Genomic DNA, 24,772 nt, shown 5'->3' on the forward strand with positions numbered 1-24,772 from the left:
CACAGCACAGCACAGCACAGCACAGCACAGCACAGCACAGCACAGCACAGCACAGCACAAAACAATTATGTCATTAGTTTAACAACTGAACAAAAACGCCGAAAACATATTACAGAGGAATTCGGTAAGCAAAATATTCCTTTCGCATTTTTTGATGCTATCACGCCCGACATTATTGAAGAAACTGCTAAAAAATTTAATATAACCTTTGATCGTTCATCAAAAGCAACTTTGTGTGATGCTGAGATAGCCTGTGCATTAAGCCATATCGTTTTATGGAATTTCGTTTTAGAAAATAATTTAGATTATATTAATATTTTTGAAGACGATATTTATTTGGGAGAAAATGCAAAAGAATTATTGAATATTGATTATATACCTGAAGATACTGATATATTGAAGTTAGAAGCTCATGGGAAAATAATTTATGGAAAGCGTGAGCAAATAAAATGTAATAGAAATATTTCCCGATTGAAATTTAAACATACTGGAATGGCTGGCTATTCAATCACAACTAAGGGTGCTAGGTATTTATTAAATAAAATAAGAAACAAACAACTTTATCTTGCGATTGATACTCTAATTTTTGATGAATTATTAAGCCAAAAAGATTATAAAGTTATGCAACTTTCTCCTGCAATATGTGCTCAAAGTTTTATTCTTCATGATGAAAATTATTTTGAGAGTAGTTTGCATAATGGCAGAGAAAAAGTACATAAAAACCAAATTCCAGCTAAACCTTTAGATAAAATAAAAAATGAACTAATTAGAATAAAAAAACGGATATTTGGAAAACAAGTTCCATTTAAATAACAAAAGTGCGGTTAAAAATCTTATTAAATTTTAACCGCACTTTTGTTTATTTTACTTCTGGTAAATTTACTGCACCTTCGTAGCCTAATTGTCGCCACGCTTCATAAACCGTTACTGCAACAGAATTAGACAAGTTCATACTGCGGCTATTGGCTGTCATTGGAATGCGGATTTTTTGTTCCATCGGCATTTCATTTAAAATTGACATCGGAATACCACGAGTTTCTGGGCCAAACATTAAATAATCCCCAAGTTCAAATTTTACTTGGCTATGTGCTGGACTGCCTTTTGTTGTGAGTGCAAAGAGACGCTTGGGTTTTTCGCTTTCTAAAAAGGCTTCAAAAGTCTTGTGACGTTTGATTTCTGCAAATTCGTGATAATCCAAACCTGAGCGGCGTAAGCGTTTATCATCCCAAGTAAACCCTAGCGGTTCAATTAAGTGCAAGCGAAATCCTGTATTGGCACAAAGGCGGATAATGTTACCGGTATTTTGGGGAATTTCTGGTTCATATAAAACGATATCTAACATAATTTTCTCTCTAATTCTGATATAAACGATAACTCACCATTCCTGTCGTTTTTTCTTTCAATAACGTCCAGTTTTCTGGTGTGATGAGTGGTTTATCTTTCTCTGTTTCTACGTAAATTAACGCATTGGGTTTTAGCCAATTATTTTCACAAAGCAAGTTAATTGCTTGTTCTGCCAAATTAAAATGAAAAGGTGGATCTAAAAACACCACATCAAAGTGCGGTTGATTTTGTGGCTGTTTTAGAAAATCCAAACTACTTTGATTAATCACTTCAGCCTGTTCTGATGAGCATTTGAGCGTTTGTAAATTCTTTTTTAATTGATTGGCGATGGTTTTATCTAATTCTAAAAAAGTCACTTTTTTCGCTTGGCGAGAAAGTGCTTCAAAACCTAATGAGCCACTCCCTGCAAAGCCATCTAAACATTCAGATTGGTGGATATAAGGCATTAACCAATTAAAAAGCGTTTCTTTCACTCTATCGCCAGTTGGGCGTAAGCCTTCAGAATTTAATACTGGAAGTTTTCGACCTCGCCATAGCCCAGCAATAATGCGAACCTCGCCCTTTGCATTTGGCGTTTGTATTTTTTTCATAAAGATTCGATTTTTATTGAAAATTGTGCTTAGTTTAGACGATTTTTTGCTAGAATAAACGACATTTTTATCGGATTACAGTTAAGAGAGCATTTTATGGCTGAAGAAAATAAAAAAGGCGGATTTTGGGCATCGTTATTTGGGCGTAATAAAAAGCAAGATGAACCTAAAATTGAGCCGAAAATTGAAGAAGAAAAGATTAAAGATGTCGAGCCGTCTATTGAAAAATTTGAAGCTAATGATTTAGTCGAAGAAGAAAAAATACAGGAAATTTCAACCGCACTTAAGCCAGTTGTACTTGAGCCAGTCGAAGAAATCATCGAAGCGAAAAATTTAGAAGATGATCTTCAGCCCGTTGTTGAAATTGAAACTCGCGAAAAGCCAAGTGAAGGGGGCTTTTTTAGTCGTTTAGTTAAGGGATTACTGAAAACTAAACAAAATATTGGCGCGGGTTTTCGTAGTTTTTTCTTAGGAAAGAAAATTGATGATGAGTTGTTTGAAGAATTAGAAGAACAACTTTTGATTGCGGATATTGGCGTGCCGACAACAAGTAAAATCATCAAAAATTTGACTGAACATGCAAGTCGCAAAGAATTACAAGATGCCGAGCTTTTATATCAACAATTAAAAGTAGAAATGGCGGATATTCTTGAGCCAGTAGCACAACCGTTAGAGATTGATAGCACGAAAAAACCTTATGTGATTTTAATGGTGGGCGTAAATGGCGTGGGTAAAACAACGACAATTGGTAAGCTTGCACGTAAATTTCAGGCTGAAGGAAAATCAGTGATGCTTGCGGCGGGCGATACTTTCCGTGCAGCGGCTGTTGAGCAGCTTCAAGTTTGGGGAGAACGCAATCATATTCCAGTTGTTTCGCAAAGCACTGGCTCTGATTCTGCATCGGTCATTTTTGATGCGATGCAATCAGCGGCTGCACGCAATATTGATATTCTTATTGCGGATACGGCGGGTCGTCTTCAGAATAAAAATAACTTAATGGACGAACTGAAAAAAATTGTTCGTGTTATGAAAAAATATGACGAAACTGCACCACATGAAATTATGCTTACGCTGGATGCTGGAACGGGACAAAATGCTATTAGCCAAGCGAAGTTATTTAATGAGGCTGTTGGTTTAACAGGGATATCTCTAACAAAATTAGATGGTACGGCAAAAGGCGGCGTGATTTTTGCCATAGCCGATCAGTTTAAGTTGCCTATTCGTTATATTGGCGTGGGCGAGAAAATAGAAGATTTACGTGAGTTTAATGCGAAAGAATTTATTGAGGCATTATTCGTTTACGAAGAAGAATAAAAAGAATAAGGAAAAATTGTGATTAAGTTCTCAAATGTTTCTAAAGCCTATCATGGTGCAACGCAGCCAGCGTTACAAGGCTTGAATTTTCATCTTCCAGTGGGAAGTATGACTTATTTGGTTGGACATTCAGGCGCAGGAAAAAGTACATTACTCAAGCTTATTATGGGGATGGAAAAAGCCAACGCAGGTCAGATTTGGTTTAACGGGCACGATATTACTCGCTTGTCAAAATATGAAATTCCATTTCTGCGTCGCCAAATTGGTATGGTTCATCAAGATTATCGTTTATTAACAGATCGTACGGTGGTGGAAAATGTGGCATTGCCGTTGATTATTGCAGGTATGCATCCAAAAGATGCGAATACTCGAGCAATGGCATCTTTAGATCGTGTAGGATTGCGTAATAAAGCGCACTATTTGCCACCACAAATTTCTGGAGGGGAGCAGCAACGTGTTGATATTGCGCGTGCGATTGTGCATAAACCTCAACTTTTATTAGCAGATGAACCAACGGGTAATTTAGACGATGAACTTTCTTTAGGCATTTTTAATTTGTTTGAAGAATTTAATCGTCTCGGAATGACAGTGTTAATTGCTACTCACGACATTAATTTAATTCAACAAAAACCAAAACCTTGTCTTGTGCTTGAACAAGGTTATTTACGTTATTAAGGAATAATCATGAGCCGATCAACGGATGCATCTGTTTTTGTTCAAACAGCCTATACTTTGCGTGCAGTATGGGTGGATTTATGGCAACGTAAATTTGGCACGCTGCTCACGATCTTGGTTATTGCTGTATCTCTGACAATTCCAACTGTGAGCTATTTAATGTGGAAAAATTTACATTTAGCGACCACTCAATTTTATCCTGAAAGTGAATTGACGATTTATCTTCACAAAAATTTAAGTGAAGAAGATGCGAATTTAGTGGTAGAGAAAATTCGTCAGCAAGATGGTGTGGAATCACTGAATTATGTTTCTCGTCAAGAAAGTTTAAAGGAATTTAAAAGCTGGTCTGGCTTTGGCGAAGAATTGGAAATTTTAGATGATAATCCATTGCCTGCGGTCGTGATGGTAAAACCGACGAGCGAATTTAATGTGTCAGAAAAACGTGATGAATTACGTACCAATTTAAATAAAATCAAAGGGGTACAAGAAGTTCGCTTGGATAATGATTGGATGGAAAAATTAACCGCACTTTCTTGGTTAATTGCTCATGTGGCAATTTTCTGTACTGTATTAATGGCGATAGCGGTATTTCTGGTTATTGGTAACAGTATCCGCTCTGATGTGTATAGTAGCCGATCAAGTATTGATGTGATGAAATTGCTTGGTGCAACAGATCAATTTATTCTCCGTCCTTACCTTTATACAGGGATGATTTATGCTGTATTAGGTGGATTAGCCGCTGCAATTTTTAGTAGTTTTATTATCAGCTATTTTACTTCTGCAGTGAAATATGTAACGGATATTTTTGCCGTCCAATTCAGTTTGAATGGATTAGGTGTTGGCGAGTTTGTATTCTTATTAGTGTGCTGTTTAATTATGGGCTATGTTGGGGCGTGGATTTCTGCAAAACGGCATTTGTCGGTGTTAGATAATCGTTATTAATTGAAGATGTTAAAGTGCGGTTATTTTTCAATATATTTTTTGAAAGAGAAATTATGGAGAAAAATAACCGCACTTTTTGTTTTTTGAATAAATTCCTTGCAATTTGTTTAACTTTTGTGTAGCATTCACGGGCTTTCAATGTGAGAGCCGTTTAATGTAATCATTTATTAAACGAGTATTACGATATGTAATACTAACAATGTTTCCGATTTGGAGACTATATAACAGGTAACTTGCACCTCCTTTTCTATTTTGAAGTTAGAATTGTGATTGGTGTTAGTTTTTTATTAGCTAAATTTTATTGGAGCTCTGGTCTAATGCAGAACCAAAGAATCCGTATCCGCTTAAAAGCTTTCGATCACCGTTTGATCGATCAATCTACTGCGGAGATCGTAGAAACAGCTAAACGTACTGGTGCACAAGTTCGTGGTCCAATTCCTTTACCAACTCGTAAAGAGCGTTTCACCGTGTTGATTTCTCCACACGTAAACAAAGACGCACGTGACCAATACGAAATTCGTACTCACAAACGTTTAGTAGATATCGTAGAGCCAACAGAAAAAACTGTTGATGCATTAATGCGTTTAGATTTGGCTGCCGGCGTGGACGTGCAGATCAGCCTAGGTTAATTAAGAGGTTATTACAATGATTGGTTTAGTCGGTCGTAAAGTTGGTATGACCCGTATCTTCAATGAAGACGGTGTTTCTGTACCAGTTACCGTTATCGAAATCGAAGCCAACCGCGTAACTCAAGTTAAAACTCTTGAAAACGATGGCTATACTGCAGTTCAAGTTACTACTGGTTCTAAAAAAGCGAATCGTGTAACTAAACCTGAAGCAGGCCATTTCGTGAAAGCAGGTGTTGAAGCTGGTCGCGGTTTATGGGAATTTCGTACTGAAGGTGAAGAATTCACTTTAGGTCAAGAAATCAATGTTGACATCTTTGCAGATGTTAAAAAAGTAGATGTTACTGGTACTTCTAAAGGTAAAGGTTTCCAAGGTGGTGTTAAACGTTGGAACTTCCGTACTCAAGATGCGACTCATGGTAACTCTTTATCACATCGTGTACTTGGTTCTATTGGTCAAAACCAAACTCCAGGTCGTGTGTTTAAAGGTAAAAAAATGGCAGGACATTTAGGTGCTGAACGTGTAACTGTTCAATCACTTGAAGTTGTTCGTGTAGATGCTGAGCGTAAATTGCTATTAGTAAAAGGTTCTGTACCTGGTGCTATCAATGGCGATGTTATCGTTAAGCCAGCAGTTAAAGCATAAGTCTAGGAGATAGAGATGGAATTACAAGTTGTAGGTGCAAACGCACTAACTGTTTCTGAAACTACCTTCGGACGTGAGTTTAACGAAGCGTTGATCCACCAAGTTGTTGTTGCTTATGCAGCAGGTGCGCGTCAAGGTACTCGTGCGCAAAAAACTCGTGCTGAAGTGTCTGGTTCAGGTAAAAAACCTTGGCGTCAAAAAGGTACAGGTCGTGCTCGTGCTGGTGATATCAAATCACCAATCTGGCGTTCTGGTGGTATAACCTTCGCGGCTAAACCACAAGATCACAGCCAAAAAGTGAACAAGAAAATGTACCGTGGTGCCATCAAAAGCATTCTTTCTGAATTAGTTCGTCAAGATCGTTTGGTTGTTGTTGAAAAATTCGAATTAGATGCACCAAAAACTAAAGTTTTAGTACAAAAATTAAAAGATTTAGCAGTTGAAGATGCATTAATTATCACAGCAAGTTTAGATGAAAATCTATTCTTAGCAGCGCGTAACTTATACAAAGTTGATGTACGTGATGTTCAAGGTATCGATCCAGTTAGCTTAATCGCTTTCGATAAAGTGATTGTTACTGTTGACGCTGTGAAACAAATTGAGGAGATCCTAGCATGAGTCAAGAACGTTTGCTAAGCGTGCTACGTGCACCGCACATCTCTGAAAAAGCAACTAACAATGCTGAAAAATCTAACACTGTTGTACTTAAAGTTGCTTTAGATGCGAACAAAGCTGAAATTGCTGCTGCTGTTGCTCAATTATTTGAAGTAAAAGTTGACTCTGTTCGTACCGTGGTTGTTAAAGGTAAAACTAAACGCCGTGGTAGCAAAATGGGTCGTCGCAGCGACTGGAAAAAAGCTTATGTAACTTTAGCTGAAGGCCAAAACTTGGACTTCGTGGACAGTGCAGAGTAATCGGAGGAAATTAGAGAATGGCTATCGTTAAATGTAAGCCGACCTCCGCTGGTCGTCGTCACGTTGTTAAAATCGTGAACCCTGAATTACACAAGGGTAAACCTTACGCACCTCTTCTAGATACTAAATCTAAAACTGGTGGTCGTAACAACTATGGTCGTATTACTACTCGTCACATTGGTGGCGGTCACAAACAACACTACCGTTTAATCGATTTCAAACGTAACAAGTTAGACATCTCAGCGGTTGTTGAGCGTTTAGAATATGATCCAAACCGTTCTGCTAACATTGCTTTAGTGCTTTATAAAGATGGTGAACGCCGTTATATCTTAGCACCTAAAGGTTTGTCAGTTGGCGATCAAATCCAATCTGGCGTTAACTCACCAATTAAAGTGGGTAACTCATTACCAATGCGTAATATCCCAGTTGGTTCAACAGTACATAACGTTGAATTAAAACCAGGTAAAGGCGGTCAAATCGCTCGTTCTGCTGGTGCTTATGTACAAATCATCGCTCGTGAAGGCAACTACGTAACTTTACGTTTACGTTCAGGCGAAATGCGTAAAGTATTAGCTGAATGTGTTGCTACAATCGGTGAAGTTGGTAACTCAGAACATATGCTTCGCGTATTGGGTAAAGCTGGTGCTAACCGCTGGAGAGGCATTCGCCCTACAGTTCGTGGTACTGCAATGAACCCAGTAGATCACCCACACGGTGGTGGTGAAGGTCGTAACTTTGGTAAACACCCAGTAACTCCTTGGGGCGTTCAAACTAAAGGTAAGAAAACTCGTCACAACAAACGTACTGATAAATTCATCGTACGTCGTCGTGGCAAATAATTTAAATTAATAAGAGGATAAGCCATGCCACGTTCTCTCAAGAAAGGTCCTTTCCTTGACCTACACTTGTTGAAGAAGGTAGAGAAGGCGGTGGAAAGCGGGGATAAAAAACCAATCAAAACTTGGTCCCGTCGTTCAATGATCATTCCTTCAATGATCGGATTGACCATCGCAGTCCATAATGGTCGTCAGCACGTTCCTGTTTATGTATCTGATGAAATGATCGGCCATAAATTAGGTGAATTTGCACCGACTCGTACATACCGCGGTCACGCGGCAGATAAGAAAGCTAAGAAATAAGAGGTAAATAGATGGAAACTATCGCAAAACATCGTTACGCTCGCACTTCTGCCCAAAAAGCTCGCTTAGTTGCCGATTTAATTCGTGGTAAAAAAGTTGCGCAAGCATTAGAAATCTTAACTTTTACTAACAAAAAAGCTGCGGCTTTAGTGAAAAAAGTATTAGAGTCTGCTATTGCGAACGCAGAGCATAATGATGGTGCAGATATCGATGATCTTAAAGTTGCTAAAATCTTCGTTGACGAAGGTCCTAGCATGAAACGTGTTATGCCACGTGCTAAAGGTCGTGCAGATCGTATTTTAAAACGTACTAGCCACATTACTGTGGTTGTGTCAGATCGTTAATAAGTAGAGGAATAGCAATGGGTCAAAAAGTAAATCCAAATGGTATTCGCCTAGGTATTGTAAAACCTTGGAACTCTACTTGGTTCGCGAATACACAAGATTTCGCCGACAATCTTGACGGTGACTTCAAAGTACGCAAATTCTTAAATAAAGAATTAGCAAACGCTTCGGTTTCACGTATTACTATTGAGCGTCCAGCTAAAAGTATTCGTGTAACAATTCACACAGCTCGCCCTGGTATCGTTATCGGTAAAAAAGGTGAAGATGTTGAAAAATTACGTAACGCAGTGTCTAAAATCGCTGGCGTTCCTGCTCAAATCAACATTGCTGAAGTGAAAAAACCTGAATTAGATGCGAAATTAGTTGCAGATAGCATCGCTTCTCAATTAGAACGTCGTGTAATGTTCCGTCGCGCAATGAAACGTGCGGTACAAAGCGCAATGCGTTTAGGTGCTAAAGGTATCAAAGTTGAGGTTAGCGGTCGTTTAGGTGGTGCAGAAATCGCACGTTCAGAATGGTATCGTGAAGGTCGCGTACCTCTACATACTCTTCGTGCGGACATCGATTATAACACTGCAGAAGCTCACACAACTTACGGCGTAATCGGCGTGAAAGTGTGGATCTTCAAAGGTGAAATTCTTGGTGGAATGGCTGCCGTTGCGCAATCAGAACAACAACCTGCCGACAAGCCTAAAAAGGCTCCACGCGGTAAAGGTCGTAAGTAAGGAGAAACGCTAAATGTTGCAACCAAAACGTACAAAATTCCGTAAAGTTCACAAAGGCCGCAACCGTGGTATCGCGGGCGGTACTGAAGTTAGCTTCGGTACTTACGGTTTAAAAGCAGTTGGTCGTTGTCGTTTAACCGCTCGTCAAATTGAAGCGGCACGTCGTGCAATGTCACGTGCAGTAAAACGTCAAGGTAAAATTTGGATTCGTGTATTTCCAGATAAACCAATTACTGAAAAACCATTAGAAGTCCGTATGGGTAAAGGTAAAGGTAACGTTGAGTACTGGGTAGCCTTAATCCAACCGGGTAAAGTGCTTTATGAAATGGATGGTGTGTCTGAAGAAGTAGCAAGAAACGCATTTGCATTAGCAGCTGCTAAATTGCCAGTTAAGACCACTTTCGTAACTAAGACGGTGATGTAATGAAAGCTCAAGATTTACGTACAAAAAGTGTTGAAGAGCTGAATGCTGAATTAGTAAACCTTTTAGGTGAACAATTCAAGTTGCGTATGCAGACAGCCACCGGTCAGCTTCAACAAACCCATCAGGCTAAACAAGTGCGTCGTGATATTGCACGTGTGAAAACTGTATTAACCGAAAAGGCGGGTGAGTAATGACTGATAAAATTCGTAGCGTACAAGGTAAAGTTGTTAGCGACAAAATGGAAAAATCTTTCGTTGTTGCTATTGAACGTAAGGTAAAACACCCTTTATATGGTAAATTTATCCGTCGTACAACTAAATTACACGTACACGATGAGAACAATGAAGCCAACGTTGGTGATATCGTAGAGATTCGCGAATGCCGCCCTCTATCAAAAACCAAATCTTGGACTTTAGTTCGTGTAGTTGAAAAAGCAGTTATTGCTTAATTAACACAATAAAAAATCAAGCCCTTTTGCAGAAATGCAAAAGGGTTTTTTATATTTATTGTAGGGGCAAATTACATTTGCCCTAAATATCAAAATAGGGTAGTAGGGTGAATGTAATTAACTCCTACGCGGCTATCTTCTTTTCCCAAAAATTTCAAAATTCCCTCCGCACTTTTTAGAAAAAATATCAAATTTTTCAAACCAGTATACTGGTTTTACTTGTTATTGACATAACAAGTAAAACACCTTGAAAAATAATTATGTAAATGGAAAAATTTATGGTCATTATTGAAGCAAATACAGGCTATCCTGATACACCTAAAAGAGTGCTTACTTTTCATTCGGCATTTACTGCTTTTTACTTCCTAAAGAGCGTGTCTTTTTTTGCAAAGATTGAAGATATTGTAACGGTTTCAAATAAAACGAAAGCCCAGGTTAAAGTTTACGATGAGGAGCTACGCAAATGGGATGGAGCAGCCAGACGCTGTAAGGATAATAGAGATAATGATAAAGAGTTTTTATTTTTTGTTAATAATTCAACAATTTCAGATGATTTAAGAAATAGAGAAAAAGCTCGAAGAGAGAAAGAGCGGGAAGAACAGCAAAAAGAAGCTAAAGATGGATTCCCTCAGATTGATTTTGGATCTTTATTTTTTCCTTTTCTTAGAGGACCGACAGAAGAAGAAATTGAAGCGGAGAAAATAAAACGACAGGAAGCCATTTTAGCTTCATTAAAACGCAAAGTCATTGATATTGAAGAGTTTGAAAATGACAGTAATAAGGTTTATTTAATCACTATTGAATGAAGGAAAAATAAATGAAAGAGCCTTATTTTGTTGATCTTGAGCATATTGCATTTCATTTAGGCATTTCTTAATTTATATACATTAGAACATCTAATTTACACAATCGTACCTTAGTGATGGCTAATGAAATATACAAAAAGTCAAAACACATTTTTAAAAGGGACAGCTCACTAAGAGACAATATTAGTACGAAGGTGCTTGTTCCTGCCTATAATCGTTTTTTAAAAGTACCTTTTCTGAGATCGCCGGAAAGCCAGTGGTAAATACCATTGGCTTTTTTGTAGCACCGAGGCTACCTTGACGATATTGATTTATTCAATATTTTTATCGTTAGGCACGGTGCATCAAGATGCACCCTACGTGAGAAAGTGCGGTCAATTTTACCGCACTTTTCCTTTTTCCAGCAAGGAATAATCACAAATTATCGTTGCTTTTATCTTCTGCTTTTGCTAAAATCCACCACCTATCCGCCTTTCATTCTGAATTGCGCGGCTAGATTCGTCCCGAAAGGGTGTTTTTTTAATCTTAACGGAGCACTAATATGATCCAAGAACAGACTATGCTGGATGTTGCTGATAATTCAGGCGCTCGCAGCGTAATGTGTATCAAGGTTCTAGGTGGATCGCACCGTCGTTATGCTGCGATTGGTGACATCATCAAAATTACTGTAAAAGAAGCAATTCCACGCGGTAAAGTAAAAAAAGGTGATGTATTAAAAGCAGTTGTTGTGCGCACCAAGAAGGGTGTTCGTCGCCCAGATGGCTCAGTTATTCGTTTCGATGGTAATGCTTGTGTAATTTTAAATAATAACACTGAGCAACCAATCGGTACTCGTATTTTTGGACCAGTGACTCGTGAACTTCGTTCTGAGAAATTCATGAAGATCATTTCTTTAGCTCCAGAAGTACTGTAAGGGGAATGTAATGGCTGCTAAAATCCGTCAAAATGATGAAGTAATTGTTCTTACTGGTAAAGATAAGGGCAAACGTGGCAAGGTAACTAAAGTGTTACCAAACGGTAAAGTGTTTGTTGAAGGTATCAACATCATTACTAAACATGAAAAACCAGTTCCTGCATTAGGAAAAGCTGGCGGTTTAGTGAAAAAAGAAGCTGCAATTGATGCTTCAAATGTTGCGATTTTCAATCCTAAAACAAGTAAAGCTGACCGTGTAGGTTTTAGATTCGAAGACGGCAAAAAAGTACGTTTCTTCAAATCTAACAATGAAATTATCTAACAAACTGGAGTAATGCGATGGCGAAACTGCATGATTACTACAGAGATCAAGTAGTAAGCGAATTAAAAAATAAATTCGGCTACAAATCTGTCATGCAAGTCCCACGAATCGAAAAGATTACCCTGAATATGGGTGTGGGTGAAGCATTGACCGACAAAAAATTGCTAGACAACGCAGTAGCGGACTTAGCAGCAATCAGCGGTCAAAAACCTTTAGTAACTAAAGCTCGTAAATCTGTTGCAGGCTTTAAAATCCGTCAGGGATATCCAATCGGTTGTAAAGTAACACTACGCGGTGAGCGTATGTGGGAGTTCTTTGAACGTTTAATTACAATTGCTGTTCCACGTATTCGTGACTTCCGCGGTTTAAGTGCGAAATCATTCGATGGTCGTGGTAACTATAGCATGGGTGTGCGTGAACAAATCATCTTCCCTGAAATCGATTACGATAAAGTAGATCGTGTGCGTGGTTTAGATATCACTATCACAACTACTGCTAAGAATGATGAAGAAGGTCAAGCACTACTTGCTGCCTTTAATTTCCCATTCCGTAAATAAGGCAGGTTATAATGGCTAAACAATCAATGAAAGCACGCGATGTAAAACGCGTTAAATTGGCTGAAAAATTCTACGCAAAACGTGTTGAATTAAAGAAAATCATTTCTGATGTCAATGCCTCTGATGAAGATCGTTGGGACGCAGTGTTAAAGTTACAAACTTTACCACGTGATTCTAGCCCATCTCGTCAACGTAACCGTTGCTGCCAAACTGGACGTCCTCATGGCGTTTTACGTAAGTTTGGTTTAAGCCGTATTAAGGTTCGTGAAGCTGCGATGCGCGGTGAAATCCCAGGCCTTAAGAAAGCGAGTTGGTAATATACCACTTTATTTTGGAATCGGAGAAAAAGTACAATGAGTATGCAAGATCCAATCGCAGATATGCTGACCCGTATTCGTAACGGTCAAGCTGCGAACAAAGTTGCGATCAATATGCCTTCATCCAAGCTAAAAGTGGCAATCGCCAATGTATTAGCTGCTGAAGGTTATATCGAAAGCGTTAAAGTTTTAGAAGGTGCAAAACCTGAATTGGAAATTACTTTAAAATATTTCCAAGGTAAACCAGTTGTAGAAAGCATCCAGCGTGTAAGCCGTCCTGGTCTTCGTATTTACAAACGTAAAGACGAATTACCAAAAGTTATGGGTGGTTTAGGTGTTGCAGTTGTTTCTACATCTAAAGGTGTTATGACTGACCGCGCTGCTCGTCAAGCAGGTTTAGGCGGTGAGATTATCTGTTACGTAGCTTAATAGAGAGGTAGGAAAATGTCTCGTGTTGCAAAGGCACCTGTTAATATTCCTGCCGGCGTTGAAGTTAAACTCGACGGTCAGCTATTAACAGTAAAAGGTAAAAATGGCGAGTTATCTCGCGAAATTCACAAATCAGTTGAAGTAAAACAAGATAACGGACAATTTACTTTCACACCACGTGAAGGTTTTGTTGAGGCGAATGCTCAATCGGGTACAGCTCGTGCATTAGTTAATGCAATGGTTATCGGTGTTACTGAAGGCTTCACTAAGAAATTAGTATTGGTGGGTGTTGGTTACAGAGCTCAACTTAAAGGCAATGCAATTGCATTAAGTTTAGGTTACTCTCACCCAGTAGAGCACACTTTGCCGGCAGGTATTACTGCAGAATGCCCATCTCAAACCGAAATCGTGTTGAAAGGTGCTGACAAACAGTTAATCGGCCAAGTTGCAGCAGATATTCGTGCTTATCGCCGTCCTGAACCTTATAAAGGTAAAGGGGTACGTTACGCTGATGAAGTGGTACGTATCAAAGAGGCTAAGAAGAAATAATTAAGGTAACACTATGGATAAGAAATCAGCTCGTATCCGTCGTGCAGCTCGTGCACGTCATATGATGAGAGAGCAAGGTGTAACTCGTTTAGTTATTCACCGTACTCCACGTCATATCTATGCACAAGTTATTGCACCAAACGGTTCAGAAGTGCTTGCCGCTGCTTCAACTGTTGAAAAAGCAATTCGTGAGCAAGTAAAATACACCGGTAACAAAGATGCTGCAGCTGCAGTAGGTAAAGCAGTTGCTGAGCGCGCATTAGCAAAAGGCATTCAAGCTGTTGCTTTTGACCGTTCCGGTTTCAAATATCATGGTCGTGTCCAAACTTTAGCGGACGCTGCACGTGAAGCTGGTCTACAGTTCTAATGAGGTAAATTGAGATGTCAAACATCGAAAAACAAGCTGGTGAACTGCAAGAGAAGCTAATCGCAGTAAACCGTGTATCAAAAACCGTAAAAGGTGGTCGTATTATGAGTTTCACTGCATTAACTGTAGTGGGCGATGGTAATGGCCGTGTAGGTTTTGGTTATGGTAAAGCACGCGAAGTTCCAGCAGCAATCCAAAAAGCGATGGAGAAAGCACGTCGCAATATGATCAATGTCGCTTTAAATGAAGGTACATTACAACACCCAGTTAAAGGTGTTCATACCGGTTCACGCGTATTTATGCAACCAGCAAGTGAAGGTACGGGGATTATTGCAGGTGGTGCAATGCGTGCAGTATTAGAAGTTGCAGGTGTACGTAACGTTCTTTCTAAAGCGTATGGTTCTACCAACCCAATTAACGTTGTTCGTGCAACTATTGATGCATTAGCAAATATGAAATCACCAGAAATGGTTGCTGCGAAACGCGGTAAAACTGTTGATGAAATCTTGGGGTAATGAATAATGGCTAAAACTATTAAAGTAACACAAGTTCGTAGCTCAATCGCTCGTTTACCGAAGCATAAAGCTACCTTGCGTGGTCTTGGTCTTCGCCATATGCACCACACTGTTGAGTTAATTGATACGCCTGCAGTACGTGGTATGATTAACCAAGTTTCATACATGGTTAAAGTGGAGGAGTAAGAGATGCGTTTAAATACTCTATCTCCGGCTGAAGGTGCGAAGCACAGTGCTAAACGCCTTGGTCGTGGTATTGGTTCAGGTTTAGGCAAGACAGGTGGCCGTGGTCACAAAGGTCAAAAATCTCGTACCGGTGGCGGTGTTCGTCGCGGTTTCGAAGGTGGTCAAATGCCATTATACCGTCGTTTACCAAAATTTGGTTTCACTTCAATGAAAGCTGCAGTAACTGCAGAAGTTCGTTTGAATGAATTGACTAAAGTTGAAGGTAACGTAGTAACCTTAGAAACATTAAAAGCAGCTAACATCTTAACTAAAGATATCCAATTCGCTAAAGTAATCTTAGCGGGTGAAGTGAAATCTGCAGTAACAGTGCGCGGTTTACGTGTAACTAAAGGTGCAAAAGCAGCAATTGAAGCTGCTGGCGGTTCAGTTGAGGAATAATTAGCAGATGGCTAAACAACCAGGTTATCAAACAAGAAGTACCAATAGCGGTAAAGGTGAGTTAAAAAGCCGATTACTTTTCGTTTTAGGTGCACTTATCGTTTATCGAATTGGTTCATTCATTCCGGTTCCTGGTATTGATGCAGCCGTGCTAGCTCAATTAGTTGAACAACAAAAAGGCACCATCATTGATATGTTTAATATGTTCTCTGGTGGTGCGTTAAGCCGTGCTTCTATTTTAGCGTTAGGAATTATGCCGTATATTTCGGCCTCTATCGTTATTCAGTTGCTTGCTACGGTTTCTCCTGCTTTAGCAGAATTAAAGAAAGAAGGTGCTGCTGGTCAACGTAAAATTTCTAAGTATACTCGATATGCGACAGTTGTTTTTGCAACCATTCAGGCAGTAGCTATTTCAACAGGTTTACCAAATATGTTACCAGGCTTAGTGCCAAATGTTGGATTTGGTTTTTACTTCACTTCAGTTGTTAGCTTAGTAACAGGAACTATGTTCCTCATGTGGTTAGGCGAACAAATTACTGAAAGAGGTATTGGTAACGGTATTTCAATTCTTGTTTTTGGCGGTATCGTAGCTGGTTTACCATCAGCTATACTTCAAACTATTGAGCAGGCTCGTCAAGGACAGATGCATCCATTAGTGCTTCTTCTGATCGCAGCTATTGTATTTGCAGTAACTTATTTCGTTGTTTTTGTTGAAAGAGGACAGCGCAGAATTCGCGTTGAATATGCAAAGCGTCAACAAGGTCGTCAAATTTTAGGTGGTCATTCGACACATTTACCATTGAAAGTAAATATGGCAAACGTAATGCCGGCAATTTTTGCCTCAAGTATTATTTTATTTCCAGCTACCTTAACTCAATGGTTTGGACAAAATGATAAGTTTGAGTGGTTAAATAACTTATCTATGTTGTTGAATCCTGGTCAGCCTCTTTATTTACTTGTTTATGCTGTAGCAATTATTTTCTTTAGCTTCTTTTACACTGCAATGCAGTATAATCCGCGAGATACAGCAGATAATCTAAAAAAATCTGGTGCATTTATTCCAGGAATTAGACCAGGGGAACAAACATCTCGTTATATTGATAAAGTTATGACTCGTCTTACACTGATTGGCGGTCTTTATGTAACGTTTGTGTGTTTAGTTCCTTATATTATGACATCGGCTTGGGATGTGAAATTCTACTTCGGTGGTACTTCATTATTGATCGTAGTCGTTGTTATTATGGATTTCATCGTGCAAGTTCAGAGTCACTTAATGTCGTCTCAATATGAATCTGCGTTGAAAAAAGCAAACCTTAAGGGTTTTGGACAATAATTGTTCATTTAATAAAAAAAAGGATAAGCAATGAAAGTTCGTGCTTCCGTAAAGAGAATGTGTCGTAACTGTAAAATCGTTAAGCGTGAAGGTGTTGTGCGCGTATTATGCAGCGACCCTAAACACAAACAACGTCAAGGTTAATTGATATTCTTCTTGCAAAGAACCAGTTGGGCGGTTATACTGCTCAACTCATTTATGTCCTTGGCATTCTGTTTGAGTATCCTGAAAACGGGCTTTTCAAGATCAGAGTGCCAAATTAGTTAAAATAATAGGAGTGCATAGTGGCCCGTATTGCAGGCATTAACATTCCTGATCATAAACACGCTGTAATCGCTTTAACTGCAATTTACGGTATCGGTAAAACTCGTTCTAAAGCTATTTGTGCTGCAGCGGGTATTGCTGAAGATGTTAAGATCAGAGAATTGTCTGAAGAGCAGATTGACAAACTGCGTGACGAAGTTGGTAAATTTACCGTTGAAGGTGACTTACGTCGTGAAGTAACACTAAACATCAAACGTCTTTTAGACTTAGGTTGTTACCGTGGTTTACGTCATCGTCGTAGTTTACCGGTACGTGGTCAACGTACTAAAACTAATGCGCGTACCCGTAAGGGTCCACGTAAGCCGATCAAAAAATAGTCGGGGTAAATAAAGAATGGCTAAAACACCAGTTCGTGCACGTAAACGTGTAAAAAAACAAGTTGTAGATGGCGTAGCACATATTCACGCGTCTTTCAATAATACAATCGTAACCATTACTGACCGTCAAGGTAATGCACTAGCTTGGGCAACCGCTGGTGGTTCAGGTTTCCGTGGTTCTCGTAAATCAACTCCATTTGCTGCTCAAGTTGCTGCAGAGCGTTGCGCAGAAATGGTTAAAGAATTTGGTTTAAAGAATTTGGAAGTTATGGTTAAAGGTCCGGGTCCAGGTCGTGAATCAACAATTCGCGCGTTAAACGCAGCGGGTTTCCGTATCACGAACATTACAGATGTGACTCCGATTCCTCATAACGGTTGTCGTCCACCGAAAAAACGTCGTGTTTAAGACGTAATAGGATAGTTGGAGAAAGAAAATGGCAAGATATTTGGGTCCAAAACTCAAGCTCAGCCGTCGTGAAGGCACTGATTTATTCCTTAAATCAGGCATGCGTGCGATTGATTCAAAATGTAAAATTGATACAGCACCTGGTCAACACGGTGCTCGTAAACCGCGTTTGTCTGACTATGGTAGTCAATTACGTGAAAAACAAAAGGTTCGTCGTATCTATGGTATTTTAGAACGTCAATTCCGTAACTACTATAAAGAAGCAAACCGTTTAAAAGGTAACACTGGTGAAAACTTATTAGTGTTATTAGAAGGTAGATTGGATAACGTTGTTTATCGCATGGGATTTGCTGCAACTCGCGCAGAAGCTCGTCAATTAGTGAGCCACAAAGCGATTGTTGTAAATGGTCGTGTTGTTAATATTCCATCATTCCAAGTTTCAGTAAATGATGTTGTTGCTGTTCGTGAGAAATCTAAAAAACAAGCACGTATTAAAGCATCATTAGAATTAGCAGAACAAAGAGAGAAACCAACTTGGTTAGAAGTTGATTCTGCGAAAATGGAAGGTGTGTTCAAACGTGTTCCTGAACGTTCTGATTTATCAGCAGACATTAACGAACATCTGATCGTTGAGCTTTACTCTAAATAATAGTTAAGCTTAAAAGCAAAGAGAGGATAAAATGCAGGGTTCTGTTACAGAATTTTTAAAACCACGTTTAGTAGATATTGAACAAATTAGTTCAACTCATGCTAAGGTGATCTTAGAACCGTTAGAGCGCGGTTTTGGCCATACTCTAGGTAATGCATTGCGTCGTATCCTTCTGTCTTCAATGCCAGGTTGTGCTGTAACTGAAGTAGAAATTGATGGCGTATTGCACGAATATAGTAGTAAGGAAGGTGTTCAAGAAGATGTTCTTGAAGTACTTTTAAACCTTAAAGGTCTAGCGGTTAAAGTACAGAATAAAGATGACGTTATTCTGACATTAAATAAATCTGGAATTGGCCCTGTTGTTGCAGCAGACATTACCCACGATGGTGATGTTGAAATTGTGAATCCGGATCACGTAATCTGTCACTTAACAGACGAGAATGCATCAATTAGTATGCGTATTCGTGTTCAACGTGGTAGAGGATATGTTCCAGCTTCAGCTCGTACACATAGCCAAACTGAGGAGCGTCCAATCGGTCGTTTATTAGTGGATGCTTGTTATAGCCCTGTAGATCGCATTGCATACAATGTAGAAGCAGCGCGTGTAGAACAACGTACGGACTTAGATAAACTTGTTATTGAGTTAGAAACTAACGGTACGCTTGAGCCTGAAGAAGCAATTCGTCGTGCAGCAACAATTTTAGCAGAACAACTCGATGCATTCGTTGATTTGCGTGATGTTCGTCAACCTGAAATTAAGGAAGAAAAACCGGAATTTGATCCGATTTTATTGCGTCCTGTAGATGATTTAGAGTTGACAGTTCGTTCTGCTAACTGTTTGAAAGCAGAAACAATTCATTATATCGGTGATTTAGTACAACGTACAGAAGTTGAATTATTAAAAACACCTAATCTTGGTAAGAAATCTCTTACTGAAATTAAGGATGTGCTCGCTTCACGTGGCTTGTCACTTGGTATGCGCCTTGAAAATTGGCCACCAGCAAGTATTGCTGAAGACTAGTTTGGTCATAGGTTAAGATTTTTCTGAGAAGGATAAGATCATGCGCCATCGTAAGAGTGGTCGTCAACTAAACCGTAATAGCAGCCATCGCCAAGCGATGTTTCGTAACTTAGCAAGTGCTTTAGTTAGTCATGAAATCATTAAGACTACTTTGCCTAAAGCTAAAGAATTACGCCGTGTAGTTGAACCGTTAATTACATTAGCAAAAGTAGATAGCGTTGCAAACCGTCGTTTAGCATTCGCTCGTACTCGTAACATCGAAACTGTTGCGAAATTATTCAATGAATTAGGTCCACGTTTTGCTCAACGTGCAGGTGGTTACACTCGCATTTTGAAATGTGGTTTCCGTGCAGGCGATAATGCACCAATGGCATACATTGAGTTAGTTGATCGCCCAGAAGTTGCTGAAGCAGCTACTGAGGAATAAAAATCAATTTAAAGGAAAAGCTCACTTTATAGTGAGCTTTTTTATTTTATATGTAGGTAAAAAGCACTTTACTTACTGAAATATTATTTGGATAGATAGCCCAAAAACATAATCTTGAATTTAAGAGCAGATTCTTAAATGTCTTGTATTTTTGTCTAGAATTCCTTGTTTCTTTAATTCTTGACTAATACGAATAGCAGTTTCTGTTTCGCATCCACAAAATTCAGCTACTTCTCGGTAGGTCCAAGGATAATAGGGATAACTTTCAGTTAGATTTTCAATTGCATCAATTATACGTTCGTAACTTCGTTTATAGGCTGTATTACTTACTCGGTGTTCTGCGTCATATAATTCATTCGAGAGTTGTTTCATAAGATAGCAGGAAAAATCAGGATTATTTGCGATAAAACTAGTGTGATTTCCAGGAAATATACGAATAATATCTGCTTCTAGTAATACCTTTGCACTACAATGATAAGTTGTTTCACTAAAGATTGTTCTAAACCCAAAATACTCGTTAGCATGATAAAGTCGAATCAAGGTTTCTTTACCATTTTCTAAGCTATGATAAAGCCCTACAAGCCCTCGTTTTAAAAAATAAAATTCTTTAGGTTTTTCACCTTGAGTATAAATTAAGCTGTTTTTCCCTAGTGTTTTACTTTCAGAAATAATGCATTGATGTAAGTTTTGAGGTAAATAAGGTGATGAGCTTGACATAAATATCCTTTTAATACATAAACAACTTTAGGTTACTATACAAATTTCTGTTTTTATCCGCTATAAGCAAGTTTTAAAAGTGTTAACTTGGTAACAAAATTTTTATTTTAAATGAATAATATTATGTTGCTTTACCAAAGCATTTTGCAAATTCTTTCAAATAGGGTTCTATGTGAGAGAGTGCCATATAATAGGCTTCGCAGAGTTGATTATGTGGTTTTCCAAATCCTTGAACAGTTCGATGTTTTGGGCAACCTCCATGACAGGCAAAACGAAATTTACAGCTTTTGCATCGTTCGGAAAGAAAGGATTTCGTTGAACCGAAATGTTTTTGTTTTATGTTATCAACTAATGTTACTAGTGGTGTTTCTATGAGGTTTCCCAACTTGTACTCAGGGTAAACATAATGATCGCAACTATAAATATCCCCATTTTGTTCAATAACTAATTGATCACCGCAGGTTTCACGAAAAATACATAAACTAGGTTGTAATCCAAGATAGGCCATAAACCATTGTTCAATAAACTGAATCCCAATTTTTCCTACATCATTAGCGTACCATTCATCAAAAATATTAATTAAAAACTGCCCATAATCCTTTGCAGAGGCCTGTTGCTTATAATCTCCCATTAGTGGAATAAATTGCATATATGGCGATCCAATTCGTTTTAGAAAATGATAGATTTCTTTGCCATGTAGGACATTTAGATTATGCACGACTGTGAGAGTATTAAAAGATACTTGATAGTTATGTAGTAAATCTAGTGCATCTATTACTTGTTGAAATGTGCCTTTGCCATTTTTAGTTAAACGGTAGGCATCATGTAAGTATTCTGGACCATCTATAGAAAGCCCCACAAGAAAATTATGATCATGTAGAAAACGGCACCAATCGGCATTAAGTAATACACCATTGGTTTGTAGCGAATTTTCAATTTGTTTCCCATTAGCATATTTATGCTGAAAATTGACCGCTCTTTTATAGAAATCAAGGCCTGCCATGGTTGGCTCACCGCCTTGCCAGAGGAAAGTCACTTGTTGTTGAGGGGATGTCTCTATGTAAGATTTGATATAGGTTTCTAACACCTCATCACTCATGGCTCGTTGATTTAAATGAGGTTTTTCCAAGTAAAAGCAATACTGGCAATCTAAATTACAAATTGAGCCAGTAGGTTTTGCCATTAATTGAAATGCGTTCATACATCATATCCTTTCTATTTTTTTCATCATAACAGAATATTTTTAAGTGTATATGATGCTGATCATAAGATATGCTCATCCCCTTACGCCACAATTAGAATATATTATTAAGCTGATTTTCTTGATAGGAGTAGCAATGGCAATTAGTACAATTTTTATCTTACTGATTTGCGGTATTTGTACCAATATGGTTTCTGCTATTTTTGGTATTGGCGGTGGGGTATTGATGGTGCCAATTTTACGTACATTATTTCCCGAATTGCCGATTCAAGTTATTTCAGCTACATCACTCACCATTGTGATGTGTACCGCATTGATTAATTTATTATTTTTCCATAAGCAAAAAATTAAAATTGATCATATCAATATGATTTTATGGTCTATAGCGATGGTGATTGGGGTGCAAATTGGTTTTGAATTAAGTTTTTATTTTTCTACAGCGATAATTAGTTTAATTTTTACGGTCAGTTTGAGTGCACTAGCGGTTAAAACATTTTTGAACAGATCGAGAATACAAATAGAAGTGTTTAATATGTCTCCTATAGAACGAGCGAAAGGTAGTATTAGCTGTTGTGGCGGAGGATTAATTGCGGGTATTACAGGTATTGGAGGCGGCTCTATCCTTGCTCCGCTTGTTGGCCAATTAAAAGGGGTAAAAACACAACAAATTGCCGTTTATACGAACTACATGATGATTATTGGTGGTATTGGTAATTTATATGGCTATCTCACAAGGGCCTTCCCTTATGATGTCAGTCTAAGTGGCCAATTAGGATATGTAAATTTTCTTGTAGTTAGTGTCGTTACCTTGGGGTCATTTGGAATGAGTTTCTTCTCAATGAAATTGCGTGGATTAATGAATCCAGCTTTAACAAGAAAATTATTGGCGATTATCTTATTTTGTATTGCAGCCTATATGTGCATTTTGGAATTTGTATTCCATTAAATCAAATAAACTAGACCTAGTTATTCTAGGTCTATTCCCCAATTAGCGTTTTCGCAATCTCTCTTGCTTGTGCATCAATTTCGAGTACATCATCAATATTTTGAATGGTATAAGGCGAAATTTTCTCAATTGTTTTTGCATTAATTTTTGCAATATCCATAAAGCTAATTTGACGATCTAAAAATGCTTGTACGGCAATTTCATTAGCTGCATTCATTGCTGTTGTCGCATATTGACCCTCAGCAAAGGCATCAATAGCCAGTTTTAAATTTGGATAACGATTAAAATCAGGTTCAATAAACGTCAGTTCTTTGACTTTAAAGAAATCGAGTGGTTCTACTCCAGCAAAAGTGCGGTGAGGATATGCCATAGTTTCTGCAATTGGTGTTCGCATATCTGGATTTCCCATTTGAGCAATGACTGAGCCATCAACATAACGCACCATAGAATGAATTATCGATTGTGGATGAATAATGACTTCCATTTCTTCCGCACTTGCATTGAAAAGCCAGCGAGCCTCAATGTATTCCAAGCCCTTATTCATCATTGTAGCTGAATCGACAGAAATTTTTTTACCCATAGACCAATTAGGGTGTGCAACCGCTTGTTCTGGTGTGATGTTGGTGAATTGTTCAAGTGGCGTGTAACGGAATGGCCCGCCAGAACCAGTGAGTATAATTTTACTTACACCTAATTCAGAAAGTGGGCAAAAACCAATTTTTTCTTGTGCTTCTGGCGGTAACGATTGAAAGATCGCATTATGTTCACTATCTACTGGTAAAAGCTTCGCACCATAGTTTTTTACGGCATCAATAAAAAGCTGTCCGCAGGTTACCAATGATTCTTTATTTGCCAGTAATACCCGTTTACCTGCTTTAACCGCTGAAAGAGTAGGTAACAATCCTGCAGCGCCAACAATAGATGCCATTATCTGATCGGCATCTGGGTGTGCTGCAAGTTCACAAATAGCTTGTTGTCCGGCTAATACTTCGGTTGGAATATGATGAGCAATTAATTTCTCACGTAAAATTTTAGCCGCATTTACATCATCAAGAGCCGCAAAGTTAGGTTGGAATTTTATGCATTGTTCAAACATTGCTTCTACATTTTTTCCGCCGACAAGTGCAAATGCATGATATTTCTGAGGGTTATTTTCGATAACTGAAAGGGTGCTCTTACCAATTGATCCCGTTGAACCAAGAATGACAATGTTTTGTTTTTGCATAGAATCTTTACCGCACTATTGTTGATTATATTTTCATTGGTACGTCTAAATTCGCATACCTAATAAAATAAAGGCAGACAAAACTGTCTGCCTTTCGCATTTTTTATGATTAGAAATCCATTAATTCTTTTTCTTTATCCGCTAATACTTCATCTACTTTTTTAATGTAAATATCTGTGATTTTTTGGATTTCTTCTTCTGCTTTATGTTGTTCGTTTTCGCTAATTTCTTTGTCTTTTAATAATGCTTTGATTTTATCATTCGCATCACGACGCACATTACGAACCGCAACTTTACCTTGTTCACCTTCGCCTTTTACGATTTTGATTAAATCGCGACGGCGTTCTTCTGTTAATGGAGGAAGCGGAACACGGATTGTGGTACCCGCTGAAGATGGGTTTAAACCTAAATCTGAGGTTAAAATTGCTTTTTCTACCGCAGAGATTAAAGAACGATCAAAAACAGTTACAGCTAATGTACGCGCATCTTCTGCCACTACGTTTGCTAATTGGCGAAGTGGGGTCGCTGCACCATAATATTCAACTTGAATTGCATCAAGTAAACTCGGTTGTGCACGACCAGTACGGATTTTCGAAATATGGCCTTTTAATGCTTCAAGGCTTTTTTCCATACGATCTTGAGCATCTTTTTTAATTTGGTTAAGCATTGCATTGTC

The 24,772-nt window shown here is 38.5% G+C and carries 40 protein-coding genes; 34 read left to right on the top strand and 6 right to left on the bottom strand.

Going from position 1 to position 24,772, the window contains the following annotated elements:
- The coding region (locus tag ABW51_RS04825) for a glycosyltransferase family 25 protein (RefSeq protein ID WP_053465795.1) at positions 1-813 on the top strand (813 nt) is incomplete at its 5' end.
- A 46-nt stretch (positions 814-859) separates the two neighbouring features.
- Here ABW51_RS04825 and trmL read toward each other — a convergent pair.
- Positions 860-1,342: a tRNA (uridine(34)/cytosine(34)/5-carboxymethylaminomethyluridine(34)-2'-O)-methyltransferase TrmL gene (gene trmL, locus ABW51_RS04830; protein ID WP_005636234.1), complete on the bottom strand. Its 483-nt coding sequence runs from the start codon at positions 1,340-1,342 to the stop codon at positions 860-862.
- Between the two features lie 10 nt (positions 1,343-1,352).
- Positions 1,353-1,934, bottom strand: coding sequence for a 16S rRNA (guanine(966)-N(2))-methyltransferase RsmD (rsmD, locus tag ABW51_RS04835; RefSeq protein ID WP_053465796.1), 582 nt, complete (start codon positions 1,932-1,934; stop codon positions 1,353-1,355).
- Between the two features lie 96 nt (positions 1,935-2,030).
- Here rsmD and ftsY point away from each other — a divergent pair, with 96 nt between their 5' ends.
- From ftsY to rplQ, 32 genes are all read left to right on the top strand, one after another.
- Positions 2,031-3,248 (top strand): signal recognition particle-docking protein FtsY, encoded by a 1,218-nt coding sequence (gene ftsY, locus ABW51_RS04840; protein WP_053465797.1) that lies wholly within the window; start codon positions 2,031-2,033, stop codon positions 3,246-3,248.
- 18 nt (positions 3,249-3,266) lie between these two features.
- Positions 3,267-3,923 carry a cell division ATP-binding protein FtsE gene (gene ftsE, locus ABW51_RS04845; RefSeq protein ID WP_005632750.1) on the top strand — a complete coding sequence of 219 codons (657 nt, stop codon included), beginning with the start codon at positions 3,267-3,269 and terminating at the stop codon, positions 3,921-3,923.
- Between the two features lie 9 nt (positions 3,924-3,932).
- Positions 3,933-4,865 carry a permease-like cell division protein FtsX gene (ftsX, locus tag ABW51_RS04850; RefSeq protein ID WP_053465798.1) on the top strand — a complete coding sequence of 311 codons (933 nt, stop codon included), beginning with the start codon at positions 3,933-3,935 and terminating at the stop codon, positions 4,863-4,865.
- A gap of 317 nt (positions 4,866-5,182) precedes the next feature.
- Entirely contained in the window at positions 5,183-5,494 is a 312-nt protein-coding gene (gene rpsJ, locus ABW51_RS04855; RefSeq protein WP_001181005.1) for a 30S ribosomal protein S10, read from the top strand.
- 16 nt (positions 5,495-5,510) lie between these two features.
- The gene (rplC, locus tag ABW51_RS04860) at positions 5,511-6,137 is read left to right on the top strand and encodes a 50S ribosomal protein L3 (protein WP_005632753.1); all 627 of its coding nucleotides are present in this window, start codon (positions 5,511-5,513) and stop codon (positions 6,135-6,137) included.
- A 15-nt stretch (positions 6,138-6,152) separates the two neighbouring features.
- Positions 6,153-6,755 carry a 50S ribosomal protein L4 gene (rplD, locus tag ABW51_RS04865; RefSeq protein ID WP_005625901.1) on the top strand — a complete coding sequence of 201 codons (603 nt, stop codon included), beginning with the start codon at positions 6,153-6,155 and terminating at the stop codon, positions 6,753-6,755.
- On the top strand, positions 6,752-7,051 hold the full coding sequence (rplW, locus tag ABW51_RS04870; protein ID WP_005625900.1) for a 50S ribosomal protein L23: 300 nt from the start codon (positions 6,752-6,754) through the stop codon (positions 7,049-7,051). Before rplD ends, rplW begins: the two co-directional genes overlap by 4 nt.
- 17 nt (positions 7,052-7,068) lie before the next feature.
- Positions 7,069-7,890, top strand: a complete 822-nt coding sequence (rplB, locus tag ABW51_RS04875) for a 50S ribosomal protein L2 (RefSeq protein ID WP_053465799.1) — start codon at positions 7,069-7,071, stop codon at positions 7,888-7,890.
- Between the two features lie 24 nt (positions 7,891-7,914).
- A complete protein-coding gene (gene rpsS, locus ABW51_RS04880; protein ID WP_005539416.1) occupies positions 7,915-8,190 on the top strand; it encodes a 30S ribosomal protein S19 in 276 nt (91 codons plus the stop codon).
- Between the two features lie 11 nt (positions 8,191-8,201).
- A complete protein-coding gene (rplV, locus tag ABW51_RS04885) occupies positions 8,202-8,534 on the top strand; it encodes a 50S ribosomal protein L22 (RefSeq protein WP_005625897.1) in 333 nt (110 codons plus the stop codon).
- Positions 8,535-8,551: 17 nt separating this feature from the next.
- The gene (gene rpsC / locus ABW51_RS04890) at positions 8,552-9,259 is read left to right on the top strand and encodes a 30S ribosomal protein S3 (RefSeq protein WP_049357257.1); all 708 of its coding nucleotides are present in this window, start codon (positions 8,552-8,554) and stop codon (positions 9,257-9,259) included.
- Between the two features lie 13 nt (positions 9,260-9,272).
- Positions 9,273-9,683 (top strand): 50S ribosomal protein L16, encoded by a 411-nt coding sequence (rplP, locus tag ABW51_RS04895; protein WP_005625890.1) that lies wholly within the window; start codon positions 9,273-9,275, stop codon positions 9,681-9,683.
- Positions 9,683-9,874 carry a 50S ribosomal protein L29 gene (gene rpmC / locus ABW51_RS04900; RefSeq protein WP_005625888.1) on the top strand — a complete coding sequence of 64 codons (192 nt, stop codon included), beginning with the start codon at positions 9,683-9,685 and terminating at the stop codon, positions 9,872-9,874. The genes rplP and rpmC overlap by 1 nt, the downstream gene beginning before the upstream one ends.
- Positions 9,874-10,131, top strand: a complete 258-nt coding sequence (rpsQ, locus tag ABW51_RS04905) for a 30S ribosomal protein S17 (protein ID WP_053465800.1) — start codon at positions 9,874-9,876, stop codon at positions 10,129-10,131. The genes rpmC and rpsQ overlap by 1 nt, the downstream gene beginning before the upstream one ends.
- Before the next feature lie 278 nt (positions 10,132-10,409).
- Positions 10,410-10,937, top strand: a complete 528-nt coding sequence (locus ABW51_RS04910; protein ID WP_053465801.1) for a hypothetical protein — start codon at positions 10,410-10,412, stop codon at positions 10,935-10,937.
- A gap of 541 nt (positions 10,938-11,478) precedes the next feature.
- Positions 11,479-11,850 carry a 50S ribosomal protein L14 gene (rplN, locus tag ABW51_RS04915; RefSeq protein WP_005548786.1) on the top strand — a complete coding sequence of 124 codons (372 nt, stop codon included), beginning with the start codon at positions 11,479-11,481 and terminating at the stop codon, positions 11,848-11,850.
- Positions 11,851-11,860: 10 nt separating this feature from the next.
- Entirely contained in the window at positions 11,861-12,172 is a 312-nt protein-coding gene (rplX, locus tag ABW51_RS04920; protein ID WP_053465802.1) for a 50S ribosomal protein L24, read from the top strand.
- A gap of 17 nt (positions 12,173-12,189) precedes the next feature.
- Positions 12,190-12,729 (top strand): 50S ribosomal protein L5, encoded by a 540-nt coding sequence (rplE, locus tag ABW51_RS04925; RefSeq protein WP_005625881.1) that lies wholly within the window; start codon positions 12,190-12,192, stop codon positions 12,727-12,729.
- An 11-nt stretch (positions 12,730-12,740) separates the two neighbouring features.
- Entirely contained in the window at positions 12,741-13,046 is a 306-nt protein-coding gene (gene rpsN / locus ABW51_RS04930; RefSeq protein WP_053465803.1) for a 30S ribosomal protein S14, read from the top strand.
- A gap of 36 nt (positions 13,047-13,082) precedes the next feature.
- Positions 13,083-13,475, top strand: a complete 393-nt coding sequence (gene rpsH / locus ABW51_RS04935; protein ID WP_005632761.1) for a 30S ribosomal protein S8 — start codon at positions 13,083-13,085, stop codon at positions 13,473-13,475.
- 15 nt (positions 13,476-13,490) lie between these two features.
- On the top strand, positions 13,491-14,024 hold the full coding sequence (rplF, locus tag ABW51_RS04940; protein ID WP_053465804.1) for a 50S ribosomal protein L6: 534 nt from the start codon (positions 13,491-13,493) through the stop codon (positions 14,022-14,024).
- A 13-nt stretch (positions 14,025-14,037) separates the two neighbouring features.
- On the top strand, positions 14,038-14,391 hold the full coding sequence (gene rplR, locus ABW51_RS04945) for a 50S ribosomal protein L18 (protein ID WP_053465805.1): 354 nt from the start codon (positions 14,038-14,040) through the stop codon (positions 14,389-14,391).
- A 14-nt stretch (positions 14,392-14,405) separates the two neighbouring features.
- A complete protein-coding gene (gene rpsE / locus ABW51_RS04950) occupies positions 14,406-14,906 on the top strand; it encodes a 30S ribosomal protein S5 (RefSeq protein ID WP_046943115.1) in 501 nt (166 codons plus the stop codon).
- A gap of 6 nt (positions 14,907-14,912) precedes the next feature.
- Positions 14,913-15,092, top strand: coding sequence for a 50S ribosomal protein L30 (gene rpmD / locus ABW51_RS04955; protein ID WP_005543631.1), 180 nt, complete (start codon positions 14,913-14,915; stop codon positions 15,090-15,092).
- A 3-nt stretch (positions 15,093-15,095) separates the two neighbouring features.
- The gene (gene rplO / locus ABW51_RS04960) at positions 15,096-15,530 is read left to right on the top strand and encodes a 50S ribosomal protein L15 (RefSeq protein ID WP_053465806.1); all 435 of its coding nucleotides are present in this window, start codon (positions 15,096-15,098) and stop codon (positions 15,528-15,530) included.
- 7 nt (positions 15,531-15,537) lie between these two features.
- A complete protein-coding gene (gene secY, locus ABW51_RS04965; protein ID WP_053465807.1) occupies positions 15,538-16,863 on the top strand; it encodes a preprotein translocase subunit SecY in 1,326 nt (441 codons plus the stop codon).
- A 30-nt stretch (positions 16,864-16,893) separates the two neighbouring features.
- Positions 16,894-17,007 (top strand): 50S ribosomal protein L36, encoded by a 114-nt coding sequence (gene rpmJ, locus ABW51_RS04970; protein ID WP_053465808.1) that lies wholly within the window; start codon positions 16,894-16,896, stop codon positions 17,005-17,007.
- A 140-nt stretch (positions 17,008-17,147) separates the two neighbouring features.
- Positions 17,148-17,504, top strand: a complete 357-nt coding sequence (gene rpsM / locus ABW51_RS04975; RefSeq protein WP_005625867.1) for a 30S ribosomal protein S13 — start codon at positions 17,148-17,150, stop codon at positions 17,502-17,504.
- Between the two features lie 16 nt (positions 17,505-17,520).
- The gene (rpsK, locus tag ABW51_RS04980) at positions 17,521-17,910 is read left to right on the top strand and encodes a 30S ribosomal protein S11 (RefSeq protein WP_012072238.1); all 390 of its coding nucleotides are present in this window, start codon (positions 17,521-17,523) and stop codon (positions 17,908-17,910) included.
- A gap of 28 nt (positions 17,911-17,938) precedes the next feature.
- On the top strand, positions 17,939-18,559 hold the full coding sequence (rpsD, locus tag ABW51_RS04985) for a 30S ribosomal protein S4 (RefSeq protein WP_053465809.1): 621 nt from the start codon (positions 17,939-17,941) through the stop codon (positions 18,557-18,559).
- A 31-nt stretch (positions 18,560-18,590) separates the two neighbouring features.
- Positions 18,591-19,580, top strand: coding sequence for a DNA-directed RNA polymerase subunit alpha (locus tag ABW51_RS04990; RefSeq protein ID WP_053465810.1), 990 nt, complete (start codon positions 18,591-18,593; stop codon positions 19,578-19,580).
- A gap of 40 nt (positions 19,581-19,620) precedes the next feature.
- Positions 19,621-20,007 carry a 50S ribosomal protein L17 gene (gene rplQ, locus ABW51_RS04995; RefSeq protein ID WP_046939463.1) on the top strand — a complete coding sequence of 129 codons (387 nt, stop codon included), beginning with the start codon at positions 19,621-19,623 and terminating at the stop codon, positions 20,005-20,007.
- A gap of 120 nt (positions 20,008-20,127) precedes the next feature.
- Here the strand turns inward: rplQ and ABW51_RS05000 are convergent, their stop codons facing one another.
- Positions 20,128-20,724, bottom strand: a complete 597-nt coding sequence (locus ABW51_RS05000; protein ID WP_053465811.1) for a Crp/Fnr family transcriptional regulator — start codon at positions 20,722-20,724, stop codon at positions 20,128-20,130.
- 121 nt (positions 20,725-20,845) lie between these two features.
- On the bottom strand, positions 20,846-21,925 hold the full coding sequence (locus tag ABW51_RS05005; protein ID WP_053465812.1) for an anaerobic sulfatase maturase: 1,080 nt from the start codon (positions 21,923-21,925) through the stop codon (positions 20,846-20,848).
- A gap of 136 nt (positions 21,926-22,061) precedes the next feature.
- Here ABW51_RS05005 and ABW51_RS05010 point away from each other — a divergent pair, with 136 nt between their 5' ends.
- Positions 22,062-22,871, top strand: a complete 810-nt coding sequence (locus ABW51_RS05010) for a sulfite exporter TauE/SafE family protein (protein ID WP_053465813.1) — start codon at positions 22,062-22,064, stop codon at positions 22,869-22,871.
- 31 nt (positions 22,872-22,902) lie between these two features.
- Here ABW51_RS05010 and ispC read toward each other — a convergent pair whose 3' ends face one another.
- Together ispC and frr are read right to left on the bottom strand one after the other, a co-directional pair.
- Complete coding sequence (gene ispC, locus ABW51_RS05015; protein WP_053465814.1) at positions 22,903-24,096, bottom strand: 1-deoxy-D-xylulose-5-phosphate reductoisomerase; 1,194 nt, start codon at positions 24,094-24,096, stop codon at positions 22,903-22,905.
- A 109-nt stretch (positions 24,097-24,205) separates the two neighbouring features.
- On the bottom strand, positions 24,206-24,763 hold the full coding sequence (gene frr / locus ABW51_RS05020; RefSeq protein WP_005632773.1) for a ribosome recycling factor: 558 nt from the start codon (positions 24,761-24,763) through the stop codon (positions 24,206-24,208).
- Between the last annotated feature and the right edge of the window lie 9 nt (positions 24,764-24,772).

The sequence above is a fragment of the Haemophilus sp. C1 genome (genome assembly GCF_001276515.1).
In the GTDB taxonomy this organism is placed as follows: domain Bacteria; phylum Pseudomonadota; class Gammaproteobacteria; order Enterobacterales; family Pasteurellaceae; genus Haemophilus.

Excerpts from the sequence above, each read along its gene's own strand:
- rplD (WP_005625901.1), top strand. The coding sequence starts at position 6,153 with ATGGAATTACAAGTTGTAGGTGCAAACGCACTAACTGTTTCTGAAACT.
- rpsS (WP_005539416.1), top strand. The coding sequence starts at position 7,915 with ATGCCACGTTCTCTCAAGAAAGGTCCTTTCCTTGACCTACACTTGTTG.
- rplF (WP_053465804.1), top strand. The coding sequence starts at position 13,491 with ATGTCTCGTGTTGCAAAGGCACCTGTTAATATTCCTGCCGGCGTTGAA.
- rplR (WP_053465805.1), top strand. The coding sequence starts at position 14,038 with ATGGATAAGAAATCAGCTCGTATCCGTCGTGCAGCTCGTGCACGTCAT.
- rplO (WP_053465806.1), top strand. The coding sequence starts at position 15,096 with ATGCGTTTAAATACTCTATCTCCGGCTGAAGGTGCGAAGCACAGTGCT.
- rpsD (WP_053465809.1), top strand. The coding sequence starts at position 17,939 with ATGGCAAGATATTTGGGTCCAAAACTCAAGCTCAGCCGTCGTGAAGGC.
- ABW51_RS04990 (WP_053465810.1), top strand. The coding sequence starts at position 18,591 with ATGCAGGGTTCTGTTACAGAATTTTTAAAACCACGTTTAGTAGATATT.
- rplN (WP_005548786.1), top strand. The coding sequence starts at position 11,479 with ATGATCCAAGAACAGACTATGCTGGATGTTGCTGATAATTCAGGCGCT.
- ABW51_RS05005 (WP_053465812.1), bottom strand. The coding sequence starts at position 21,925 with ATGAACGCATTTCAATTAATGGCAAAACCTACTGGCTCAATTTGTAAT.
- rpmD (WP_005543631.1), top strand. The coding sequence starts at position 14,913 with ATGGCTAAAACTATTAAAGTAACACAAGTTCGTAGCTCAATCGCTCGT.
- ABW51_RS05010 (WP_053465813.1), top strand. The coding sequence starts at position 22,062 with ATGGCAATTAGTACAATTTTTATCTTACTGATTTGCGGTATTTGTACC.
- rplW (WP_005625900.1), top strand. The coding sequence starts at position 6,752 with ATGAGTCAAGAACGTTTGCTAAGCGTGCTACGTGCACCGCACATCTCT.
- ftsY (WP_053465797.1), top strand. The coding sequence starts at position 2,031 with ATGGCTGAAGAAAATAAAAAAGGCGGATTTTGGGCATCGTTATTTGGG.
- rpmC (WP_005625888.1), top strand. The coding sequence starts at position 9,683 with ATGAAAGCTCAAGATTTACGTACAAAAAGTGTTGAAGAGCTGAATGCT.
- frr (WP_005632773.1), bottom strand. The coding sequence starts at position 24,763 with ATGCTTAACCAAATTAAAAAAGATGCTCAAGATCGTATGGAAAAAAGC.
- rplX (WP_053465802.1), top strand. The coding sequence starts at position 11,861 with ATGGCTGCTAAAATCCGTCAAAATGATGAAGTAATTGTTCTTACTGGT.
- rpsK (WP_012072238.1), top strand. The coding sequence starts at position 17,521 with ATGGCTAAAACACCAGTTCGTGCACGTAAACGTGTAAAAAAACAAGTT.
- rpmJ (WP_053465808.1), top strand. The coding sequence starts at position 16,894 with ATGAAAGTTCGTGCTTCCGTAAAGAGAATGTGTCGTAACTGTAAAATC.
- rplQ (WP_046939463.1), top strand. The coding sequence starts at position 19,621 with ATGCGCCATCGTAAGAGTGGTCGTCAACTAAACCGTAATAGCAGCCAT.
- ABW51_RS04910 (WP_053465801.1), top strand. The coding sequence starts at position 10,410 with ATGGTCATTATTGAAGCAAATACAGGCTATCCTGATACACCTAAAAGA.
- rpsC (WP_049357257.1), top strand. The coding sequence starts at position 8,552 with ATGGGTCAAAAAGTAAATCCAAATGGTATTCGCCTAGGTATTGTAAAA.
- ABW51_RS05000 (WP_053465811.1), bottom strand. The coding sequence starts at position 20,724 with ATGTCAAGCTCATCACCTTATTTACCTCAAAACTTACATCAATGCATT.
- rpsN (WP_053465803.1), top strand. The coding sequence starts at position 12,741 with ATGGCTAAACAATCAATGAAAGCACGCGATGTAAAACGCGTTAAATTG.
- rpsJ (WP_001181005.1), top strand. The coding sequence starts at position 5,183 with ATGCAGAACCAAAGAATCCGTATCCGCTTAAAAGCTTTCGATCACCGT.
- rplC (WP_005632753.1), top strand. The coding sequence starts at position 5,511 with ATGATTGGTTTAGTCGGTCGTAAAGTTGGTATGACCCGTATCTTCAAT.
- rpsH (WP_005632761.1), top strand. The coding sequence starts at position 13,083 with ATGAGTATGCAAGATCCAATCGCAGATATGCTGACCCGTATTCGTAAC.
- rplE (WP_005625881.1), top strand. The coding sequence starts at position 12,190 with ATGGCGAAACTGCATGATTACTACAGAGATCAAGTAGTAAGCGAATTA.
- ftsX (WP_053465798.1), top strand. The coding sequence starts at position 3,933 with ATGAGCCGATCAACGGATGCATCTGTTTTTGTTCAAACAGCCTATACT.
- rplB (WP_053465799.1), top strand. The coding sequence starts at position 7,069 with ATGGCTATCGTTAAATGTAAGCCGACCTCCGCTGGTCGTCGTCACGTT.
- trmL (WP_005636234.1), bottom strand. The coding sequence starts at position 1,342 with ATGTTAGATATCGTTTTATATGAACCAGAAATTCCCCAAAATACCGGT.
- rpsQ (WP_053465800.1), top strand. The coding sequence starts at position 9,874 with ATGACTGATAAAATTCGTAGCGTACAAGGTAAAGTTGTTAGCGACAAA.
- ispC (WP_053465814.1), bottom strand. The coding sequence starts at position 24,096 with ATGCAAAAACAAAACATTGTCATTCTTGGTTCAACGGGATCAATTGGT.
- secY (WP_053465807.1), top strand. The coding sequence starts at position 15,538 with ATGGCTAAACAACCAGGTTATCAAACAAGAAGTACCAATAGCGGTAAA.
- rplP (WP_005625890.1), top strand. The coding sequence starts at position 9,273 with ATGTTGCAACCAAAACGTACAAAATTCCGTAAAGTTCACAAAGGCCGC.
- rpsE (WP_046943115.1), top strand. The coding sequence starts at position 14,406 with ATGTCAAACATCGAAAAACAAGCTGGTGAACTGCAAGAGAAGCTAATC.
- rsmD (WP_053465796.1), bottom strand. The coding sequence starts at position 1,934 with ATGAAAAAAATACAAACGCCAAATGCAAAGGGCGAGGTTCGCATTATT.
- rplV (WP_005625897.1), top strand. The coding sequence starts at position 8,202 with ATGGAAACTATCGCAAAACATCGTTACGCTCGCACTTCTGCCCAAAAA.